The sequence below is a fragment of the Rufibacter sp. XAAS-G3-1 genome, assembly GCF_013623775.1.
In the GTDB taxonomy this organism is placed as follows: Bacteria; Bacteroidota; Bacteroidia; order Cytophagales; family Hymenobacteraceae; genus Nibribacter.
On sequence record NZ_JABFAM010000006.1, the window covers coordinates 110,537 to 133,417 of the forward strand.

The 22,881-nt window shown below is 50.5% G+C and carries 12 protein-coding genes; 5 read left to right on the top strand and 7 right to left on the bottom strand.

Annotation, left to right across the window (positions count from 1 at the left end; translation table 11 throughout):
* Positions 1-67 precede the first annotated feature (67 nt).
* On the top strand, positions 68-1,036 hold the full coding sequence (locus HHO50_RS07245; RefSeq protein ID WP_181305346.1) for a tryptophan 2,3-dioxygenase family protein: 969 nt from the start codon (positions 68-70) through the stop codon (positions 1,034-1,036).
* 287 nt (positions 1,037-1,323) lie between these two features.
* On the opposite strand, the gene HHO50_RS07250 is transcribed toward HHO50_RS07245, so the two are convergent.
* Entirely contained in the window at positions 1,324-2,799 is a 1,476-nt protein-coding gene (locus tag HHO50_RS07250) for a RagB/SusD family nutrient uptake outer membrane protein (RefSeq protein WP_181305347.1), read from the bottom strand.
* A 22-nt stretch (positions 2,800-2,821) separates the two neighbouring features.
* Complete coding sequence (locus tag HHO50_RS07255) at positions 2,822-5,947, bottom strand: TonB-dependent receptor (RefSeq protein WP_181305348.1); 3,126 nt, start codon at positions 5,945-5,947, stop codon at positions 2,822-2,824.
* A gap of 1,033 nt (positions 5,948-6,980) precedes the next feature.
* Here HHO50_RS07255 and HHO50_RS07260 point away from each other — a divergent pair.
* Complete coding sequence (locus tag HHO50_RS07260; protein ID WP_181305349.1) at positions 6,981-8,558, top strand: NAD(P)/FAD-dependent oxidoreductase; 1,578 nt, start codon at positions 6,981-6,983, stop codon at positions 8,556-8,558.
* A 73-nt stretch (positions 8,559-8,631) separates the two neighbouring features.
* Positions 8,632-8,991, top strand: a complete 360-nt coding sequence (locus HHO50_RS07265; protein WP_181305350.1) for a CoA-binding protein — start codon at positions 8,632-8,634, stop codon at positions 8,989-8,991.
* Between the two features lie 681 nt (positions 8,992-9,672).
* Here HHO50_RS07265 and HHO50_RS07270 read toward each other — a convergent pair.
* Positions 9,673-11,865, bottom strand: a complete 2,193-nt coding sequence (locus HHO50_RS07270) for a glutamine synthetase III (RefSeq protein WP_181305351.1) — start codon at positions 11,863-11,865, stop codon at positions 9,673-9,675.
* Between the two features lie 242 nt (positions 11,866-12,107).
* Here HHO50_RS07270 and HHO50_RS21510 point away from each other — a divergent pair, with 242 nt between their 5' ends.
* Positions 12,108-13,955 (top strand): LTA synthase family protein, encoded by a 1,848-nt coding sequence (locus HHO50_RS21510; RefSeq protein ID WP_181305352.1) that lies wholly within the window; start codon positions 12,108-12,110, stop codon positions 13,953-13,955.
* A gap of 888 nt (positions 13,956-14,843) precedes the next feature.
* Here HHO50_RS21510 and HHO50_RS07280 read toward each other — a convergent pair.
* Positions 14,844-19,346, bottom strand: a complete 4,503-nt coding sequence (locus HHO50_RS07280; RefSeq protein ID WP_181305353.1) for a carbohydrate-binding protein — start codon at positions 19,344-19,346, stop codon at positions 14,844-14,846.
* A gap of 1,980 nt (positions 19,347-21,326) precedes the next feature.
* Between HHO50_RS07280 and HHO50_RS07285 the strand changes: the two genes are divergently transcribed.
* On the top strand, positions 21,327-21,509 hold the full coding sequence (locus tag HHO50_RS07285) for a hypothetical protein (RefSeq protein ID WP_181305354.1): 183 nt from the start codon (positions 21,327-21,329) through the stop codon (positions 21,507-21,509).
* Positions 21,510-21,629: 120 nt separating this feature from the next.
* Here the strand turns inward: HHO50_RS07285 and rplT are convergent, their stop codons facing one another.
* The 3 genes from rplT to infC form a co-directional block, all read right to left on the bottom strand.
* Positions 21,630-21,974 carry a 50S ribosomal protein L20 gene (gene rplT / locus HHO50_RS07290; RefSeq protein ID WP_149099972.1) on the bottom strand — a complete coding sequence of 115 codons (345 nt, stop codon included), beginning with the start codon at positions 21,972-21,974 and terminating at the stop codon, positions 21,630-21,632.
* An 84-nt stretch (positions 21,975-22,058) separates the two neighbouring features.
* Positions 22,059-22,253 (bottom strand): 50S ribosomal protein L35, encoded by a 195-nt coding sequence (gene rpmI / locus HHO50_RS07295; RefSeq protein WP_066622245.1) that lies wholly within the window; start codon positions 22,251-22,253, stop codon positions 22,059-22,061.
* Positions 22,254-22,276: 23 nt separating this feature from the next.
* On the bottom strand, positions 22,277-22,807 hold the full coding sequence (gene infC / locus HHO50_RS07300) for a translation initiation factor IF-3 (RefSeq protein WP_370457535.1): 531 nt from the start codon (positions 22,805-22,807) through the stop codon (positions 22,277-22,279).
* Between the last annotated feature and the right edge of the window lie 74 nt (positions 22,808-22,881).

Genomic DNA, 22,881 nt, shown 5'->3' on the forward strand with positions numbered 1-22,881 from the left:
AACCAATTTCTTTTACTTTCTTTGTCGCAAGTAAAGAAAGATAATTACAACATTCAGAAAATAATATATGCCAGACCCAACCTTCTCCCCCCAGGTAATGGAACTGTTGGAACGTCTCCAGCAGAAATACAGCCACATGGGCCAAGACCTGGCTTCTTATCTGGAGGGGCTGCTGTACTCAGATTATATCAATTACTGGGACTACATTCACCTGGACACGCTGCTGAGCCTGCAGACGCCGCGCACCAAAATACCGGATGAGGAGATCTTTATCATGTACCACCAGGTGACGGAGCTTTACTTTAAGCTTTGCCTGCACGAGTACAAACAGATTGGGGAGCACCCCACCCCTACGGCCCAGCTGCTCATTACGCGCGTTGGCCGCATTAACCGCTACTTTGAGAACCTGATTGATTCGTTTGACGTGATGGTAGACGGCATGGATCCCAAAGAGTTCCTCAAGTTCAGGATGGCCCTTATGCCCGCCAGCGGGTTCCAGAGCGTGCAGTACCGCAAGATTGAGATCTGCTCCACTGATCTTCGCAACCTCACCGACAAAGCCCGCCGTGAGGCCCTGGGCCAGCAAAGCACCCATGAAGAGATGTTCGGCTGCATTTACTGGAAGGAAGGCGCCACCGAGGCGGCCACCGGCGCCAAGACGCTGACGCTGCTGCAGTTTGAGGAAAAGTACGCCGATGAGCTGATGCAGCACGCCCGCGCGTACCAGCACAAGAATGTCTGGTCGGTTTTCAGGCTACTTTCACCAAATGAGCAGCAAAACCCAAAGCTCCTTCAACACCTGAAAGAACTGGACAGCAACGTGAACGTGAACTGGCCGCTCATGCACTATAAATCTGCGGTGCGCTACCTGCAACGGGATCCCGAGGTTATTGCCGCTACCGGAGGCACCAACTGGCAGAAGTACCTTCCGCCCAAGTTCCAGAAACGCATCTTCTTCCCCGACATTTGGACGCAGGAAGAGAAAGACAACTGGGGCAAAGGCTGGGTCAACAACATTGTGGGCGAAGTAGACTGAATCGTTATTGCCTATCTTCAGCCGGGAGCAAATGCTCCCTCTTTTTTTGTCTGTTTACGCCCTGTTTTATGAAAAACAGCCTTAAAACAGTAGCAGGTAAAAAGCAAAGTTGCCGAAGGACTGCGAGTGCGATTATTGGCCTTTTTTTAAAATCCAGCCCCAAAACAAAAGGTTCACTCGCTCGCCAGAGGCGAGCGAGTATAATCCTTACATTTCCAAAACGGCCCTAAAACAAAAAAGGCTGCTCTAATAAGAGCAGCCTTTTTGAGTAGGAACCTCAGGGTTCCTTATGGGTTCTGAGGCCCGAAATTAGGGTTGTTGGTAATCTCCAGTTGCGGGAACATGTAGATGAACAGGTCACTGTTGGCTGGGGTGGTACCCAATACCGCGGTATGGTTGCCGGTGCGTACCAGGGGCTTCTGTAGACGTTTGATGTCCATTAAGCCGAAACCTTCGCCGTACAGTTCTTTTCTGCGCTCCACCCAAACCTCATCCACCAGCTCAGTGCCAGTAGTGGTGGGCCTCACCGCATCAGCAGCCACCGTGAAGCGTTGCTGACGAAGTTGATACACCAATTGCTGGGCCGCCTCGTTCTCGCTTAAACGAGCCTTGGCTTCGGCCTCAATCAGGTACATCTCCGCGGCCCGCATCAAGACGAAATCCCCGCTCAGATCTGGCAGGTCTTTGAACTTGGTGATGGTGTAGCGGTTAGAGTTCGTCACGCCCGCTGCTTCCTGGAACTCTCTGCGGGCATCGGTCAAGGCAAACAACTCCACAAACTTGTCGTTTGCCCTAATGTTGTTGTAGCCCCGGCGCACGTAGGTTCTGTTTCCTTTGGAGTCAAGGGTGTAGCGGCCGTCTATAAAGGAGAAGAACGAGGCGAAACCTACCTGCTGGTCAGCTGCCTGCGGCAAGCCCCACATCCATTCTTGGTTGCCAAAGTCATTGAAACCCGCCTTGTACTCATTGGCCGACATCAAGGGATAGCCTTGACGGGCTTTAGCGGCAAATTCAGCGGCTTTCCCCCACTCTCCCATCTCCAGGTAAACACGTGCCAGAAGTCCTTGGGCCACATTTTTATTGATGCGGCTTTTTGCAGGCCTTGCGGCAATCAGGTCACGCTCCGCAATGGTCAGGTCTTCCACAATCTGGGCATATACCTCTGCAAGGCTTGCTCTTGCCTGCCCCACAGATTGCTCTGTGGTGGGCTCCAGCACTAAAGGAACCGCCAGGGCATTAGGATCTTTCAGATACGTATGCTGGTACGTTCTGGCAAGATTGAAATACCCAAAGGCCCGAAGGGCTCTTGCCTCTGCTTCAAATAGCTTGCTTTGGTTCTCCGTGATGTTGGGCACGGTAGAAGACTTGGCAATGACATAATTGGCATTGGTGATGACCCCGTAGTTGGTGGCCCATAACGTGTAGGTGCCCCGGTAAGTGGGTAGTTTGTTGTCCAGTTCATATTGGTACACAAACCAGTTGCTGTTGGCCATGATGTCCTGCCCCATCACATCCCAGGTGAGATTGAAGTGCGGAACACCGTAGCTGTCAGTAGATGTGCCCGAACCGGAATTGACTACCGCGTCACGCATTAGCCGGTAGGTTCCGGTGAGGGCGGCCTCTACGGCTGCCGGTGAGCTGAACGCCTGGTCAAACGACACTGCGTTGGACGGCAGGGTTTCCAGGAAGTCGTCCTGGCAGGCCCCCAAACCCAAGGAGGCACCCAGCAGGACGGTATATATGCTTACTTTATTGATTTTCATCTCTTAGGCTAATTTTCAAAGATTAGAAAGAAGCACGAACCCCTACGGAGTAAGTCTTCATGGTTGGGAAGCTGTTGTTGGTCAAGCCATCAATAGACTGCTCTGGATCCATGCCGTCCAGTCCTTTAGACCAGGTGAGCAGGTTATCGCCTTGCACAAAGATTCTCAGGCCTTTCATTCGCAAACGCTCCTGCACAGAAGCGGGCAAGGTGTACCCCAGCGTTACGTTCCGCATGCGCACGTAAGAGGCATCTGTCAAGAACCGCGAAGAACGGGCGTTGGCATTCAGAGACTGTCCGGTTCCCAGACGAGGGACATCTGTGATGTCACCGGGGTTCTGCCATCTGTCCAGAATGTCTATGTTCCAGTTGGTACCCGCCGAGGCACCGCCGCTCATCAGGCCGCTGTAGTCTGTGTTCAGGATTTTACCGCCAAAGCTGTAGTTGAGCAAAAGACCCAGGTCAAAACCTTTGTAGCGCAGGTTGTTGGAGAAACCACCCGTCACTTTAGGCAGGGCGTTCCCTACGTAGTAACGGGTTGCCTTGGAGTAATCTGTAGTGGTTTGTCTTTCTACCACACCTTCTGCGTTGGTCACGTCATGGTACCACATGCTCAAACCAGTGGCAGGATCTACTCCGGCGAAGTCTTCAATGAAGAAATCATAGATAGACTGCCCTACTTTGAACTGCTTGGTGCCAGAGAGAATGAAAGGCTGTGGCAAGCTGGTAAACTCATTGGTGTTATGGGCCGCGTTCAGGTTGGCCGTCCAGCCAAAGTTTTCAGTGTCCACCAGATGAGCCGTGATGTTGGCCTCAAAGCCTCTGTTGCGCATAGAGCCCAGATTATCGGCTACCCTAACAAAGCCTAGAGAGGGAGCCATGGGTCTGTCCAAGAGCAGGTCTTTTGATTCTCTGTCATAGTAATCCAGGGAGACATCCAATCTCTTGAACAAGGTGGCATCCACCCCAACGTTGAAGATGGCTTGCTTTTCCCAGGTCAACAGCTTGTTCTCCAAGGTAGACACAATCATACCCGGCGCAGACAAGTCTGGATAGCTTGTGTCATACAGCCCTCGGTAGGCGTAGTAAGAGGAAAGGTTCTCGTTGCCAGAGGTACCGTAGCTGGCCCGCAGCTTGGTATTGCTCACCCACAGGAGGTTTTTCATGAAGTCTTCCTCAGAAAGCCTCCAGGAAGCCCCCACCGAGTAGAAGTTCCCCCATTTCTGATTTCCGTAGAAACGGGTTGACCCGTCGCGGCGGAACGAGGCAGACAGGTAGTATTTATCTGCCAACCCGTAGTTCACCTGCCCCAGGAAGCTTTGCAACGCCCGTCTGTCTTTTTGGGAGCTTGAGTTCACAATGGTAGCGGCGTTGTCCAGTTCGGTCATGCCTGCCACCGGAATAAAGCCGGTTTTCTGGGTAGACACGGAGTTGGAAGACAGATTGAACACCTCAAAACCACCCAAAGCGTCCAGGCTATGCACCCCAAAGGTTTTGTTCCAACTCAGGATGTGGTTGAAGGTGTACTCCGTGTAAGAAGACCTGGATTGGGTACCCCGCCCACGGATTGTGCCAGAGGCATCGCCAAAGTTAGGGTTGTAGAAGGTCTCGCCCCGGTAGTTGTCGCCGTTCAAGGCCAGCGTAGTTCTGTACTTGAAGTCCTTCAGGAAACCGATTTCCGCAAAGCCATTCCAGCCCCAGGTCAGGTTATTGCCCTGGATGATGTCCAGTACCGTGGTACCCACCGGGTTGCTGTTACTCCCGTACGGACGGGCGGTGTTGTAATCATATTCCTGCGGCCCGGTGAACGGGGAACCGTCAGCGTTCTTTCTTCTGAAGATTGGGTAAATGCTGGAGATGTTGCGTCCCCAAGACACCACGTTACGGAAGGAAGTACCGCTGGAAGTTGGCGCATTCTGGTCGGTATAGGAAATGTTGGCACTCAACCCAACCTTGATGTTGTCCCGCAGCTGGGAGTTCAGGCGCAGACGGCTGGAGTAACGCTTAAAGCCGGAAGTGATAAAAGCACCTTCCTGATCCAGGTAGTTACCTGAGAAATAGTAATTCCCTTTCTCGGTACCACCCTGCACGCTCAGGTCGTACTCCTGGCGCATGGCTTTTCTGTACAAGGCATCTCGCCAGTCTTCGTCCCACGCGGGAGTTAAACCCGGTTTGATTTTACCATCCAAACCTACCGGCTCTACCTCACTGAACGGGTTGTACTGCTGGCCGTTACCGGCACCCGCCAAACGGGTGACCACCGTTTTTGTGGCATACTCCTCAGGTGATGCAAATTTGTTCTTCCATAAAGAAGCATCTGCTCTGGCGTCATTGCGCAGGGCTTCCCAGGTAAGTTCATACATCTGGCTGGCGTTCACCGTCTTGTAATCATCCACGGCAAAGTCAGACACCCCAACGGTGGCGCCAAACGTGATGGTGGGCTCTTTGGGCGCAGAACCGCCTTTGGTCGTGATCACGATCACCCCGTTGGCCGCTCTTGATCCGTAAAGGGAAGCAGCCGTAGCGTCTTTCAACACGGTCATGGACTCAATGTCATGCGGGTTAATGGCGTTGATGTCTCCTGAGTAAGGCGCACCGTCTACCACGTACAAGGGCGCACTGCCCGCGTTTACCGAGCCTACCCCCCGTATCCGAACGGTACTGGTAGTGCCGGGCTGTCCGCTGGAAGAGGTTACCTGTACGCCGGGAGCTAAGCCTGCCAGCGCTTTGGTGACGTCATTGGCCTGCATTTTCTCAATAGCCTCAGACTTAACTGAGGTCACAGAGCCGGTGTATGATTTCTCCTCCGCCGTTCCGTACGCTACTACCAGCACCTCATTCAATTGGGTCTGGTCTGCCGCCAGAACCACGTTGATGGTGGTCTGGGTGCCAATGGCTACTTCCTTGTTAGCGTAGCCGATAAAGGTGAAAACCAACGTTCCCTCTGCGGAAGGTACCGATATTTCATACTCACCGGCTACCCCGGTGGGAACAGCATTGGTGCTCCCTTTCAATTGAACAGTAACCCCGGGCATTCCCTCGCCCGTCTGTGCATCGGTTACCGTTCCTTTTATTGTCCGACTTTGTGCCCACGCATGGCTAACCAGCGACAGCAACAAGACGAAGCTGAAAAATATAACTTTCTTCATTTAGGTTTTTGAATGTTATGAGCGGAATACCTTGCCCTCTGAAATTGCATGTCTGCAACGTGCTCAGATAGTGCAAGTTGTCTGTTTCCCGCTCGCAAAAAGATTAGCTCCTATTTTTCAACGCTTGGGTAGGAACCTGTTTATTTGTCTTTGCCAGCTATACTTTTAAACTGGATTAAGCGTTTTTAGATGGATAATGCGGAATTATTCTTTGGTACGCTTCCTCTCTCCTCCTCCTTTCTTCTTGTAATTATTCAAACCCAGAATTATTCTGGACTACAAAGAAAACGCTCATTACTGAATTTTTAGTTTCTGTACTTTTCTTTTTTCAAAGATTCTTCATTTAATTAAATACATCTTTAAAAGATTATATACCCACGCTATTATATTGCCGTTAATTCCAGAAAATACCTCCCAAACAGAAAGGGCCTACTTCCGCAGCGAAGACCTCACCCCCAGCCCCTCTCCCGTGGAGAGGGGCTGGGGGTGAGGCGTTTTGGGGTGGTTTTCAAGAAAATAGGCCCAAAACGCATCAGCGGGTAGATTAGCTACCGGTAGAGACCAGGCACTGCCTTGTCTCGGGTACGCATTGCTTTCTACAGCTGGTTTTACTGTTGGTGCAGACATTCGCTCCAGCGTTTCGGGGCTGTTTTGGGGAAAATAGGCAAGAAACGGCATCGGCGTAGACGCTCGTGGAAGCTGCGCGCCCTACGAGGTCTTTGGAGCAAGCGGAGTTGCTGGGTGGGCTATCAAAAAACTGGCGCGAGGCTTCAGTCTCGTGCCCGGGGGATGAAGCGCGTCTCCAGCCTCGCCGGGAACCAACGACCAAATAACTGTTCAACAAGACATTATATTGCTGATAATGGGAAGAAGGGGTTGGGTTTTGCGTGTGTTTTGGTAAAAACAGCCTTAAAACGAATTTTCCTGCCTGGCTCTTGGTTTAAGAAGAGTACCTATCTTTGCCAAACCAATCGCAAAGAAAGAGGGCACAACCCCAACCTCGCTTTAAGGTTAACTACCTTACCCTTACTTCATGAAAAAAGAACTTGACTTGGTCTTGGCACCCGAAGTAGCCTATGACCCTGCCCTGCTGGAGCGCGAGCTCCTGCAACAAGCCGGTATCCTCCACCCCGAAGACGCCGCTTTCATCCATAAAATCAAACGTTCCATAGATGCCCGGGGCCGTAAGGTGCAGGTGAAGGTGCGCGCCGATGTCTACACCCAGGCCCCAGACCTTTCCACTATTTTGCCCACGTACACCTACCCAGAACTGAAGCCTAATGCCAAGCGGGTGCTGATTGTGGGTGCCGGTTCGGCCGGCTTGTTCGCGGCGCTGCGGTGCATTGAACTGGGGCTGAAACCCGTGGTGGTAGAGCGCGGAAAAGACGTACGCGCCAGACGCCGTGATCTGGCGGCCATCAACAAAGAGCACCTCGTCAACCCAGATTCCAATTACTGCTTTGGGGAGGGCGGCGCGGGCACGTACTCAGACGGAAAACTCTACACCCGCTCCAAAAAACGCGGCGACGTGCAGCGCATCCTTCAGATCATGGTGCAGCACGGGGCCTCGACCGATATTCTGTTTGACGCGCACCCGCACATCGGCACCAATAAACTGCCGGTTTTAATTGCGGAGATGCGGGAAACGGTACTGAAGGCGGGCGGCGAAATCCACTTCAACACGCGGGTCACCGACTTTATTCTGGAGAGAAACCAGATGAAGGGCGTGATAACCCAGCATGGTTCCTCCTTGGAGGGCGAAGCCGTGATTCTGGCCACCGGGCACTCGGCCCGCGATATCTATGAGTTGCTGCACGCCCGCAATATTCTAATTGAAGCCAAACCGTTCGCCATGGGCGTGCGCGTAGAGCACCAGCAAAGCCTCATAGATGGCATTCAATACCATTGTAACGGCGACCGCGGGCCGCATTTACCGGCCGCTTCTTACGCCCTGGTGCACCAGGTGGCCTACAAAGGCCAGGAACGCGGGGTGTTCTCCTTCTGTATGTGCCCCGGCGGCTTCATTGTACCATCGGCCACAGCTCCCGGCGAGGTGGTGGTAAACGGCATGTCGCCCAGTAGGCGCGATTCTAGGTACGCTAACTCCGGCATTGTGGTAGCGGTGAATCTGGAAGACATGGATTTGAAACAACACGGCGCGCTGGCGGGTCTGCGTTTGCAGCAAGCCCTGGAGCAGAAAGCCTGGGCGGCGGCGGGCGGCACGCAGGTGGCCCCGGCCCAACGCCTGCACGACTTTGTGAAAGGCAAAGTCTCTTCTTCCCTGCTGGACACTTCCTATCAACCGGGGCTGGCCTCCGTAGATATGTTAGACGTACTTCCGCCCATGATCGGACAACGGTTACGGGGCGGTTTTCAGGAATTCGGCTATAAAATGCGGGGCTACCTCACCAATGATGCGCAAATTGTAGGCGTGGAAAGCAGAACCTCCTCACCAGTGCGTATTCCCCGGGACAAGGAAACCCTGCAGCATCCGCAGATCCAGAACCTTTTCCCGTGTGCCGAAGGGGCCGGTTACGCCGGGGGCATCGTGTCGGCGGCCATGGACGGCGAAAGATGCGCCGAGCAGGTGGCGTTGTTGGTGCGGAGTTAACCTACGGCCATTTTAGGAGTATAAATACGGAAAGTCCTTTTAGGGCTATTTTCTGAAAACTAAGGGTAAAACGATGAAAAAAACTGTGGTGATTGGCGCCTCTGATAATCCGGGACGCTTCAGTTATAAAGCCGTACACCAACTGAAAAGGTCGGGGCACGAGGTGGTGCCGGTGGGAATCAGGAAAGGGGAAGTGGCGGGCCTGGCCATTGAAACCGAGAAACCTGCGGTAGACGAGGTAGACACGGTGACCTTGTACGTGGGGCCGCAAAACCAACCCAGTTGGTATGACTACATCCTGTCCCTCAAACCGAAGCGCATCATCTTCAACCCGGGCACCGAAAACATAGAACTGGAAAGGAAGGCGCAGGAGCAGAACATCAAAACCATGCACGCCTGTACGCTGGTCATGCTTTCCGTAGGGAATTATTAGGCGTTGGCCTGCTCTTTTAAGGAGATTGGCAGGTGCACGGCTTAGGTTGTTCGCTTTCCTTGTGCGTTTGTGTGAGGGTATTAGCAGGTGCATGCTTTTTGCTGTTGCCTTGCCTGCTAAATGCGTGGTATGGTAGGTGCATGCCTTCTGCTGTTCCCTTGGCTTGTCCGTTTGTTGCGCGGGTGCAGGTGCTGTGTTGTTTCATAGTTTCCGCTAAGCGCTCACGGCCGCGAGGCCCCGTCTTCCCCTTTCGCACTGCCCTTTCGGCCCGGGAAGATATTTGCGCTTAGCCTCCGCCTGTCCAAGGCCAAAAGCGAGGCGCGCTCGGGGAAGACTGTAACTGGGGAAAGTAAGTAGTAGCAGGCAGTTAGTATACCCAATCCTATCATCCCCAATCCCGCTCTTCCGGAGTTCCACTCCGGAAGCAACCTGCCGGGGAGTTCTACTCCCGAACAGCAAGATAAGGAAAGGTGGTAGCGGGTAGTCAACTTGTGTTTACGTCCTTCTATTGGTTTTCTGGCGCAAGCGGACGCTTGTGTCAGGAGGATTCCTGATCTGCCATGGAAGATACTTTAGGCGGTATGTTTAGCTCTGGTTCTCCAAAAACAGGCCTAAAACGCTCTGCAAAGAAAAAGCCCCTGCTTTACGGCAGGGGCTTTTCAGGGTAAGAATCAGGTAGACTTAATGGCTAAACAGCATTTCACGGTATTTCACCAGTGGCCATTGCTCGTCTTCCACAATCAGTTCCAATTTGTCTACGCTGTAGCGGAGGGTGTCAAAGAAACCCAACACCTCGTCGGTGTACATGATGGCGCGCCCTCGCGTGTCTTCAATTTTATTGGCTACTTTCCGCTGCTCAATCATGGCATCTACGGTGGTCTTGATGGTAGTCAGATGCCTGGAGATGTTCTTGATGGTTTGCAGCGTGGTGTTGATGTACTCATCGTTATCCAATCCTATTTCGCGCAGGCCTTTTATGTTTTGCACCAATTTGGTTTGGTAGGCGATAGCGGTAGGAATGATGTGGTTCATGGCCAGGTCACCCATCACGCGGGATTCAATCTGCACGCGCTTGATGTAGTCTTCCAGCAAGATCTCATGGCGGGCGTGTAACTCTCTTGGGCTAAAGATATTATGCTTGGTAAAGACCTCCATGGCCGTCTCGTCCACCAGTTTGTCCAAAGCCTGGGGTGTCTTGCGGATGTTGCTCAACCCACGGCGCTCTGCTTCTTCTTCCCACTCTTTGGAATACCCGTTTCCTTCAAACCGGATGGCTTTGGAAGAAATCACGTACTCGCGCAGCACGTCAATAATGGCCACTTCTTTTTTCTTGCCCTGAGCCATCATCTCGTCCACGCTGTTTTTAAAGTCCATCAATTGCTCGGCCACAATGGCATTGAGGGTGGTCATGGCGTTGGAACTGTTGGCCGAGGAACCCACGGCCCGGAACTCAAATTTATTTCCGGTGAAGGCGAACGGCGAGGTACGGTTACGGTCGGTGTTGTCCAGCAAGATCTCAGGGATTTTGTCGATGCCCAGCTTCAGGTACACGTTGTCGCCTTTGTCCAGCGGTAACTTGGCGGTACGCTCCAGCTCATCCAGCACCTCGGTCAGTTTCTTGCCTACGAACACCGACATGATGGCCGGCGGCGCTTCGTTCGCGCCCAAGCGGTGATCATTGCTGGCCGAGGCGATGCTGGCGCGCAGCAGATCCGCGTAGCGGTGCACTGCCTTTACCGTGGTGATGAAGAAGGTCAGGAACTGCAGGTTCTCCTTCGGCCGACGGCCCGGGGCGAAAAGGTTCACGCCGGTGTCGGTGCTAAGGGCCCAGTTGTTGTGCTTGCCGCTGCCGTTTACGCCTTTGAAGGGTTTCTCGTGCAACAAGACCTTAAAGTGATGCTTCTCGGCCACCCGGTCTAAGATATCCATTAACAGTTGGTTATGGTCTACGGCCAGGTTCGCCTCTTCAAAGGTGGGCGCGCACTCAAACTGGTTGGGGGCCACCTCGTTGTGACGGGTGCGCAGCGGAATGCCCAGTTTATGCGACTCGGCCTCAAAGTCTACCATGAACGCGTGCACGCGCGAGGGAATGGCCCCAAAATAGTGGTCTTCCAACTGCTGGCCTTTGGCAGGCTCATGCCCAAACACGGTTCTGCCGGTCATCACCAAGTCTGGGCGGGCATCAAACAAGGCGCGGTCTACCAGAAAATACTCCTGCTCTATACCCAGGGTAGTGGTGACTCTGGTCACGTCTTTGTCAAAATACTGGCAAACGTCCAGGGCCGCTTTCTCTACCTGGTGTAAGCTTTTGAGCAAAGGGGCTTTGTAGTCAAGTGCCTCACCGGTATAAGAAACGAAGATGGTAGGGATACACAGCGTCTTGGCCCCGGCGTTTTCAATGATGAAAGCCGGCGAGGTGGGATCCCAGGCCGTATAGCCCCGGGCCTCAAACGTGTTCCGGATTCCGCCGCTGGGGAAAGAAGAGGCATCTGGTTCCTGCTGCACCAGGGCGCTTCCTTTGAACACTTCAATGGCGCGGCCGTCTGAGCTCAGGTCAAAGAAAGAGTCGTGTTTCTCGGCGGTTTCGCCGGTAAGGGGCTGAAACCAGTGGGTGTAGTGGGTGGCTCCGCGGCTCAGGGCCCAGGTTTTCATGGCACCCGCCACGGCATCGGCCAGGTTGCGGTCTACTTTACTGCCGGTTCTGATGGCAAACTGCAGGCGTTTGAAATAATCACCGGCTAACGTAGCACGCATGGCATCAATACCAAATACGTTGCTACCGTAATAATCAGAGATTTTGTCAGAAGGTAGCTTCACCTCTACTGGCGTGCGTTGGTTTACCAACTCAAGTGCCTTAAAACGAAGAATGGCCATGTATGTTAGTGGGTTTATTAATCTGTTTCAAATGTAGGAGAGAAAATTTTACTTCCAAGCAACACCCCTCAATTTTAAGGGTCTTTTTTATCAACACTTGATATTTTTCATAAATACCCCTCTTGTTTTGGATGCCATTTTCAAAAAATACACCAATTACGCTAATCACACCCCTTAAAAATACTACCCTTCGCAAAAGTGCTCTTTTTTTGCGAACCACCTTTAAACGGTATATTTGGCGCGTGAAACGAATACTTACCAGATCATTCAGCTACTTTTTCTTTTGGGTTCTCTTCTTCGAGATTTGCCGGGCTACTTTTCTCCTTTACCATTACCCAAAAACCGCCTCGCTTACGGCCTCAGAAATTAGCAAAGTGTTTTGGTTCGGCCTCCGGATGGACTTTTCCTTTGCCGCGTATCTGAGCGTGCTTCCGTTTCTGCTGTTCCTGTTTGAAGTGGCCTTGCAAAAGAAGGTGTTCCTTCAACTGGTAAGTGGGTTTACCTATGTGTTGCTGCCGCTGGTGGCGTTGCTGGTCACCATTGATCTGGAATTATACTCGGCCTGGGGTTTCCGGCTAGATTCCACCCCCCTGCAGTACCTCAATACGCCCGCCGAAATGCTGGCCTCTACCGCCTCGGCCCCGGTGTGGCTGCTGGTACTCCTATATATAGTATTGGTGGTGCTGGGACTGGCAGGGTATTCTTTTCTCAGACGAAAATGGACTGTTTCACCCAAAAGAAGCCCAAAACAGCTGGCAGCCGAGCTGTTGCTCAGCCTGTTCCTGCTGGCCTTACTGATATTGCCCATTAGAGGTGGCTGGCAGCAGATTCCGCTGAACCAGAGCGACGTGTATTTCTCCCAGAAGATTTTCGCGAACCACGCCGGGGTAAATGTGCCCTGGAATGTGATGCATTCGGTCATCAAGAAAAACCACCAGACCAAGAACCCCTACCAGTATTTAGAGCAAGAGCGGGCGCAGGCGCTGGTGCAGGAACTGTATCAACCCAAAGGCGACTCCGTTCCTTCCTTGCTTAGGGTAAAGCAACCTAACGTGCTGTTCATCATCCTGGAAAGCTATACGGCTAAGTTTATTGGGGGCTTGGGTGGCCCGGCTGAAGTCACGCCCAATTTCAACGCGCTGGCTAAAGAAGGCATCCTGTTCCAGAACATCTACGCCGCCGGTGACCGAAGCGAGAAAGGCATGGTGGCGCTGCTCAGCGGCTATCCCGTGCAGACTACTACCTCCATTATTAAAACGCCTAAGAAAACCGAACGGCTGCCCCAGCTGGCCGCTGAATTGAAGAAAGTAGGCTACGGCGCCAGCTATTACTATGGGGGTGAACTGGCGTTTGCCAACATCAAGTCGTACCTCATCAACGGGCAATATGATAAACTGGTGGAGAAATCTGATTTCGGGAGCGAACACTACAACTCCAAGTGGGGCGTACATGACCACCTTCTCTTTGACAAGATCCTCTCCGATCACCAGAACCCCAAAGAACCGTTCCTCACCACCATCTTCACCCTCAGCAGCCACGAGCCCTACGACGTACCCATTCCCACCAGGTTTCCCGGAAACGAGGAAGAAACGCAGTTCAAAAACTCCTTCTACTACACCGATTGGGCCTTGGGCCGCTTCATCTCCGTCGCCAAAAAAATGCCTTGGTGGCAGAATACCTTGGTCGTTTTAGTCGCCGACCACGGACACCAATTCCCGGGTCGTGACCAGAACGATGCTCCCTCCAAATTCCGGATTCCGCTGCTGATGATTGGCGGAGCGTTGGCCGTAAAAGACACGGTGGTATCCACCATTGGATCTCAGACCGACATTGTCCCCACCCTTTTGCAGCAGATGGGCTTGCCGACGGACCACTTTGCCTGGAGCAAAAACCTGCTGGATGCCAAAGCCACCCCGTTCGCCTTTTACGTTTTCAACGATGGGTTCGGGATGGTGACGCCGCAAGGCGCGGTGACGTTTGACAACGTGGCGAAACAACCTATTCTGCGGGAGGCGGGGGTGTCAGACAAACAGTTGGAACAAGGCAAAGCCTACATGCAAACCAGTTTCGGAGATTTTCTAAGGAAGTAGCTGTTAGTTATTGGTTGTTAGTTTTTGGTTGTTAGTTGAAATGGACGAATCATGGCATGGACGAATCATAGCGGAGGGCAGGAACACGAACCCGGCAAAACTGACGGCCGTCTTCTCGTATCAGGTCGCCACGCGTTGCAAGCCCTGGGTGATGTGGGGCGCGCCGCTACGGGCGACCAGTTCCCACTGATGGTCTATGGTCTGGTAGCGTCTCATACCCTTTTTAACTTATGAGCAACATCTGCCAGAAATCATTCACTATTTGTCAACACGGCCTGAAATCATTTTTAAGGTGTTTTCTGGAAAAGTGGCCTAAAACTCAGTAAAAAACACCAATTAAGAAGCTCATGCTGAGTAGTTATAAAAAAGGCCGGAGCAAAAGCTCCGGCCTTTTTTATAAGACAGTTTTAACTCAAAGCTGTTTACAGTTTTGCGCCTGTTTTCCTAAAAATACCCTGAAAACGGCGGTACAAGCAAATGCTCGCGGCTGTATGCAAATAACGGCCTCTTGTTTTTGGCCTGTTTTCATAAAAGTAATCTAAAAACAAGAGGCATAACCCGGACACTTGCCCCAGAGGATTGCTTTAAATGCCGGTTAATGAAAAACTCTAAACATGTTCCTCAAAAAATCATGAATCAACCAAAGACTCTGCAAGATTCATTTCAAGCATTTACGATTGATCTAAAGTAGATTAGGAACCTGTTTAGAGCTCTTTATTTCACCTATTTCAATGACATGGCTGGCGCAAGCGTCTGTCTGCTGGTGCTCACGTTTTCAAGCTGCTTTTTGAAAAACAGCTTAGAAACAGAAGCCTCCTGGCCCACTAAGCTACCAGCGGGTGATGAAGTTAAACTCTAAACAGGTTTATGACACCTCTCTTTGAAGACTTATAATTGTTTGATAACTTTTTTGACCTCTTCCAAACCATTTGCTCTAAGACGAATAAAGTACAAGCCATTGGCTAGATTCTGTAAAGACACAGTTTGCAGAATCTCGCCGGCAGTTTTGTTCAGAATAATACTTCTAACAACTTTACCAGAAGCATTCAGCACGTCTACAGTTAACTCACCCATTATTGGACGGCCTATCTGCAACTGAACCTTATCTCGAACTGGGTTCGGGTAAACTGACCAGCTGTCCTCTAATGTCTCTCCATTGAGTGACGAGTCTGCTGACACCGAAGATTTGGCTGATTGTGCTTTCAGGGAAGAATCGGCCTCCATTCCCTCACTTTGTTGTTGCTTGCTATTTTTTTTAGTGATAGGATGGTCAATGTAAGAGGTAACCTTAAGCCCATTACCAGTCGCGTTACCCAGATGCATGCGGTAAGTGAACCGCTGCCCATCATTCCAGTTGTTACGTAAAGTGAGCGTCCATTGCGTACCGGAGCCCTCTATACCAGTTACTTCGTTGCCGTCTATTTCATAGCCTCCGGTACCTGACTGATTAACGGACTTATCATACGTGATGGTTAACTTCTTGCCGTTGGCTTCCACAGAGGTGATTTGTGGCGGTGTTGGATCATTAAAGGGCGAGGCCACATTTCGGTTCTGCTTGAATACGTTCACCAACCCGGTGGCCGGGTTGTAAGAGAAATCATCAGCGCCGGTCACGGTTACACTGTGGATGTTGCGGTCACTGTCTACCAACAAGGACATGTCACGCAGCCTGTTCCTATCTGAGACTTTAGATAAGTCCAGGGTAATGGTGAGGGTGTTACCCGAGAGTTCCTCAGATTTCACCACGCTTTCCTTGGTCTCATAGTACTCAGCGAATTCTTGGGTTCCCGCAATCCAAGCCCGGTCTCGGTTAGAAGGGTGGTCTTTCACATAGTGAACGAACTGTTGGAAGTACTTCACCTGAGACGCTCCACCAGGGCCATGGGAGAAGGCGTGCCCCATGATCTTGTTTCCTTGGGTGGCGGCGGCAAAGATGTTGTCTACCCAACTATCAGCGCTGCCCAGGTCAGCCTTCCACATGTCATCCATGTTGAAGCGGGACACCAGCAGGTAATCTGTCTTCATGTTCTTGATGCTCACTCGGTCACTCCAGTTCACGTAGGCATCATAACCGTCACGGGAGGCGGCAACTCCAAACGTACTTCCTATGAATTTATAGCCTTCCTGTATCCAGGAGGAGACAAAACCCTCATCAGCCGTAGGAATCACCCCAGTTCTGGTGCGGTAACCGGTGTGCTGGAAAATTTCCTTCTCCAGTTCCTTGACTTCCTGGTAGCGGTGAGAGCCTCCGTGGCTGCGGGTATGGTTCATAACATCGAAGCCTTCGGCGATCATCTCAGCTAACTGTGGGTACTGGGTGTACGCCGAGCCCGGCTCGTCTCCCCTGCCGTTGACAGCGAAACTCCATTTGTAGCCCACCTGATTGCCAGCTCCGTCAGTATAGGTCACTCCCGGGTAAGTTTTACCATCCACGGCCGTTCCGCCATGAAGCACCTTGTAGACCAGATTATAGTTAGCCAAGTGAGCATCGTCGGCCACGAACAGGAAACCTACTGACTTGTCGTACTTCATGTCTGCAAAAGAGGACGATGCCGAACGGGGGGCAGAATCGAATTTCACCTGCACGGTAATGGCGTTAGCTGGGGCCGGAGTTGGGTCCTTTGCCGGTGCTACGGTTAAAGTCCGGGACAAGGATTCAGCAGCCAGGAAACCAGCACCGGCGGCCTGAGTGGCAGTAATGGTGACAGTACCAGCCTTCAGGATGGAGGCTCTCCACTTGCCCGAAACCTCAGCTACCGCCACAATCGCCGGGTTTGAGGACGAATAGGCAATGGGCACTTGCGTGTTTGTGCTGGAGGCACTTAGCTCGAAAGGCGCATCACCCACTGTTCTATTGCTTAATACCGGAAAGGTGATTACGGCCGGAACCGGAGCAACAGCACCGGCAGTCGCCTCAAACCAGTTGAGATTCCAGCCACCTTCCTTGGCATACAGCCGTATGGTCTGATCACCCGCATTGAGGTTTACCGCCACCTTTACGGTTGTATATGATTGCCAGTCGCCCGTAGCGGGTACCGTCACCGAGCCTAGAACGGCTCCGCCCGCGTTTTTAACTTCAATAACGCTGGAACCACTATGCGATGCAACCCTCAGGCTGAAGGTGTAGGCACCGTTGGAGGCCGCGCTCACCTTGTAGTCTGCCCAATCACCATCGTCCACGTACCCCAGGTTCTGGCCTCCGCCGGTATCGTCTGTATTTTCTTTTTGCATGCCAGACATCGCCGAGTACGCCTCCGCCTGAATTAGGCCCGGAATGGATTTGTAGTCAGTAGGTGCTGTGGGCGCCACAGAGGCACTGCCGGTCACCTCAAACCAGTTAATGTTCCACCCTCCTTTCTTTGCATAGAGTTGCAGCGTCTGAGTGCCAGCATCTAAAGTGATGGAGGCACTCACCGTCTGCCACCTCTGCCATTCACCTGTCTCTGGCACGTCTACAGTGGCCAATACCTTGCCATTCGCATTTTTTACCTCCAGTTTTGCTCCCTTACTCTGGGCCGCTACCCTGAAACTCATGGTGTATTGCCCGGCAGCACTTACCGGAACGGTATAGTTCATCCAGTCATCATTGTCTGTGTAGCCTACATTCAGGCCACCGCCGGTATCAGCGGTGTTCTCCGTCTGCACACCGCTCATGCGGGTGTACTCCTCTGCCTCTATCCTGAACGTGGAAGTAGGGGAAGTTGAAGCCCCAGAGGTGACTTCAAAAGACTGGCTAACTTCTGCGGCCGCATTATAGGTGCTGTTCCCGCCCTGTGACGCTTCTACGGTAACATGACCGGGGCCCGAAACCGTTAGAGACTTGCCGTTGACAGTAGCCGCCCCTGACACAACTTTGAATTCAACTGTCAAACCAGACGTAGAAGTTGCTTGTAAGTCAAAGGAAGAAGGCTCCCCCTCAAAAACTTTTGGTTCAATAGAATTGAACGTGATGGTTTGATTCTGCTTTACAACCGAACCAGTTGCAACCTTAAAAAAGGAAGGGGTAGTGTTTATAGTTAGCCCTGTAGGTTGTGGCTGGGTTTTGTTACCGCTAACCGCATAATCCCACTCAAAACGATCTATTTTGGAGATGTTTAAGGCAGACGGAAAGGAAAATGGCAGTGAGTAGCTTTCTGTTTTATCATTCGGGTTTTTGGCCCAGAGTACATATACCGTTTCCCCCTCTTTTCGGAAAGCCCCTCCTTCTATTCCGGCAGGCAGCTTCAAGGCTGCTGTTTGCCCGGCATCATAAACATAGCCCTGCAATAGCTGGGAGGTTGTCTTGATGCCTTTCCCTAACTGGGTGAGTTTTTCTGCGCCGGGTGCATCTCTGGTTAAGTTTTCATAAAGCCCCATCAAGCCATACTCCACTGTGCCAGAAACTACATCAGACGTATTAGGGGCATTTACATTTTCCCCTACTCCATAGATATGCACCTGCTTTATGTTGTTTTTCTGGGCCAACACCATTGTTTTGATTCCAAAATTGCGTTGCATTTCATCTGAGCTATTACGCCAGTCACTTGTCCTACGACTGATGTTTGTTTCCGTAACTATGAAATGCTTTTTAGGATAAGTAACCCCATTGTATCCATATTTTTGCAAGACCGCCTCAAATCCATTCTTATGGTTTATTACCTGGGCTGCGGCATAGTCAGAATTACGAAGGAATTTGAATCCACCAATGGAATTGTCCCAGATACGCAGAAAGAAAGAAGGGTACACATGGTAGCTCACCATATCAAAATAAGCGCCTCCTTTGTTGGGGTACTGGCTGGTAACTGCCCCCCCATTTGGGTTGTCTGTATAGCGCAACAAAGCATCTAGGTAGGTAGAGTGACCAATACCACCCGGTGTTACATGGTCTTCGGGATTATACTTTTTTACTACCTCCCAGGTAATGCGCAACATGCGTATGTAGTGGAAGAAGGGAGCCTTGAAGTTTTCCATCTCAGAAGGCAGCGGTGCCCGGGTAAGCCATTCATCTGGCTTGTTGTTTCCAAGGTCTGGCTCATTGATCACTTCCCAATTCTTAATATACGGCCCGTACAGTTGCACCAGATTATACACGTACGTGGCGTAGTAATTGGTTGGGTTTACGGTACCATCTGCTTTCCAAATAGGTTCGTAGAGATTGGCAAAGCTCTTAGAGGAGGAAGCCCCTGGATACTTTGTTTTGTCACGGTGCGCCTCAGAAGGGCCTTCTATAAAGCAGGTTATTTCCTTCATGCCCAAATCATTGGCATAATATTGAAACTCACTCAACCTGACTTTGTATCCCCAGGTGTCAACAAACGTTTCTGGCAGGGTTGGTCTTATAGAATTCCCTCCAGCTTTATCGACCAGAGTAGCCAGGCTTTTATCATCCCACCCATTGGCATAATAGCCCATGTTACTCCCATATCCAAAATTGGCTGTATAGGGTATTACACTTTCATGAGCGGTTGGCTGCTGTGCAAAGAGTTTTAAAGAAGAAAAGAACAGGGAAAGGATACTAATTGATCGTAGTAAACCTAATTTCATTATTTTAAGTTTAATGAATGAAAGTATAAGGTGTAGAAGGCAAATTAGAATTGATGCTATGAGACAAAACTAATTTAAAATTTGAATAATTAAAATTAAGTCTAAAACAATATAAATATTTTCAAATTCATATATATCTAGTTAACTGTTATTTATGAAATAAATGCATTCATAAAGTTATATTTCTACTTTTATAAATAAAGCCATTTCTTATACTTTAGCCCTTTTTGCAAAATATAGTACAATTATGGCATCTTTATATTTCTTTAACTTTTATACAAAGTTTAAGTTAATTTAATTTGGAGATGGGAGTTTGTGTATTGAATATTTTCTATGGTAACTTTATAAGCGAACCCGCCAGTGTATGTGACCTTTTTTATAAAACTTGCATAATACCACTAAGATTCACAACTCAATTAATTGGTTCTCAATCATTAACCCCAAAATATTAGAGAATTTACTATTCTGTTTTGAAGTGATAAAGTAAAGTAAGAAGCATGAAGGGAAATTATGCTCTAGTTGGCTTTGATGGAGCATCATGAATATGACTTCTCTTAAATATTTATAATATTTATGATATAACGCAATCTCGCTGGTGGTTCCTGCCGGGTCTGGAGGCGCGCTACATCTCCCGCCACAAGACAGCAGTTTAGCGCCAGTTTTTTTGTTGACTCACCCTGCCATACCACTTGCACCAAAAGACCTCGTAGCGTTTGGAAGACCTGCGAGCGCCTGCGTGCGTCGATGCCGTTTCTGGCCTGTTTTCCCTAAACTAGCCCCAAAACGCAGGGGCAAAAGGAGGATGTCTGCCCCGGCAGAAAAAAACAACCGTAGAAAGCAAAGCGTGCCTGAGACAAGGCAGTGCCTGGTCTCTACCGTTATCTAATTTAACCGGTTTCCGCGTTTCCGATCCGTTTTTCGCAAAACAGCCCTGAATCGCATTAGCGGGGTTCGCCTTCTCAACTGGAGAGGAGGCTGGAGGTAAGACTGCTTTCTGCGTAAGGTTAGTTATTTAGAGAAGTCTTTATAGCAATTGTCAATTACTCCTATTCTCCTATAAGAATGATACGTGTGCAATGCATTTGCAAACTTGCCTCATGTCAACCACATTTACACTAACGCAAAACTTTCGGTAGGTTAATCTAACCATCCGCAGAAAGACAACTCACCCCCACCTCCTCTCCAGCGAAGAGGGGCTCTACAGATGCGTTTAGGGGCCGTTTTGTAAAAAAGGGCTTTAAACGGCAATGGACTAGACACTCGTAGGAACTGCGCGCACTACGGGGTCTTTGGAGCGAGTGATACAGCGGAAGCAAGCGGTTAGAAAGTACTGGCGCGAGACTTCAGTCTTGTGACAAAGGGTAAAGCGAGTCTCCAGACTCGCCGGGAACCATGCGCAGGATTGTGTGACAGCAGTTATAGATACCTGATAAAAAGCCACGGAAGTAAATCTGCGCCATAGATGCTAAAGCGCTAGAACCAGGTGATGCTGGTATAATTTAGAGGCAATCAGAGAATAAGCAATTAAGAGGGAAGCAGCTTGAGATAAGTTCCCTGAAACCTTCTCATTTAAGCAGTCTGGATTGGCAGCTCTTTTGCTTCATGGTTACCACCACCCCCAGCCCCTCCTACATTAGGGAGGAGTAGCCTCTGTTCTGCCCCTCAGATTGATACTGGGGTGCGGTAGAGACGGGTTGGCGCAGGCGCTCGCAGGTCTAACGCTGCAAAGTCTTTTGAGTGGGCGGTATTGCGTATACTGGAGAAAGCAGAACCCACCCCTACCCCTTATAGGAGGGGAATACGCCTTTGCGGTAAGACTCTTGCTGTTCAGGAGTAGAACTCCCGAACATGCCTGCTGCGGAGTTTAACTCCATCGGGAACCACGGGCAAAAGAAGGGGAGTAGGACTCCCCGGCAGGTTACCTGCGTAGTGGAACTCCGGAAGAGCGGTAGAATCAAGATTGCGCTTATGACCTGTGACAAAGCAAAATATAACCCCACCCTTACCAAGAGGAAAATCCTTCTAACGTAAGTGACGGGGCAAATGCTCGTAAGCGAATAATTTAGTTGATATTGGTGTTAGGCACAATCTATTGGGCATAAAAAAAGCCCAGCCTACGCTGGGCTTTTCAAAGGGTATGAGCAGGAAAGCTTATTTTACTTTCTCAACAATTCCGGTGAATGCTTCTGGATGGTTCAAAGCTAGGTCAGCCAAAACTTTGCGGTTCAGGTTGATGTTGGCTTTTTTCAAACCGCCCATTAACTGGGAATAAGACAGGCCGTTGATGCGGGCTGCGGCATTGATACGCTGGATCCAAAGAGCTCTAAAGTCTCTTTTCTTCACCTTTCTGTCGCGGTACGCATAAAGCAACCCTTTTTCAACCGCGTTTTTGGCTACTGTCCAAACGTTTTTTCTACGGCCAAAGTACCCTTTGGCCATTTTCATGATTCTCTTTCTCTTGTGGCGGGCCGCCACGGTATTGACCGATCTAGGCATTTCTACTTTTTTTTGGGGCTGGTGATCTCGGTTTAATGCTTAGTTACCAGTTCCCGATGAAACAATTGGAAAAATTGAATGTGATTAAGACGCAAGCATCCGCAGCACGTTGGCTTGATCAGCTTCGCTAACCAGTCCGGTGTGGGTCAGATTTCTCTTCTGCTTGGTGGTCTTTTTGGTCAGGATGTGGCTTTTGTAAGCGTGCTTACGCTTTACTTTGCCAGTACCTGTCAGGGTGAATCGCTTCTTAGCCCCTGATTTGCTTTTCATCTTTGGCATTTGGGTGTATATAAAGTGTACTGTTATTTTTTCACCTTTGGTCCCAGGAACAGAAACATCCGTTTCCCTTCCAGCTTTGGCAACTGCTCTACTTTTGCCACGTCTTCCAACGCCTGGGCAAATTTAAGCAAAAGTAACTCGCCGCGCTCTTTGAAGACAATCGTCCGGCCAACAAAGTGCACATAGGCTTTCACTTTTGCGCCTTCGGCCAAGAACTCACGGGCGTGTTTCAGCTTGAATTCGAAATCATGGTCATCGGTGTTAGGACCGAACCTGATTTCCTTCATCACCACCTTGGTGGTTTTCGCCTTCATTTCGCGCTGTTTCTTCTTTTGCTCGTATTTGAATTTTGAATAATCAATAATACGGCAAACGGGTGGATCTGCCTTGGGCGATATCTCTACCAAGTCCAGGTTCTGCTCTGTGGCAAGACGACGGGCTTGGTCTATGCTATATACACCGGGCTCCACGTTTTCACCAACCACCCGCACGTCGCGGACGCCGGTGATGCGCTGATTGATACGATAAGGTTCTTCGACCTTGCCACGTGGCACGTAGCGTCTGTTATTCGTAGAAATAGTTGTACCTCCTAAAAGTTTAAGGTTTCACAATCAGGGTGCGAATATCG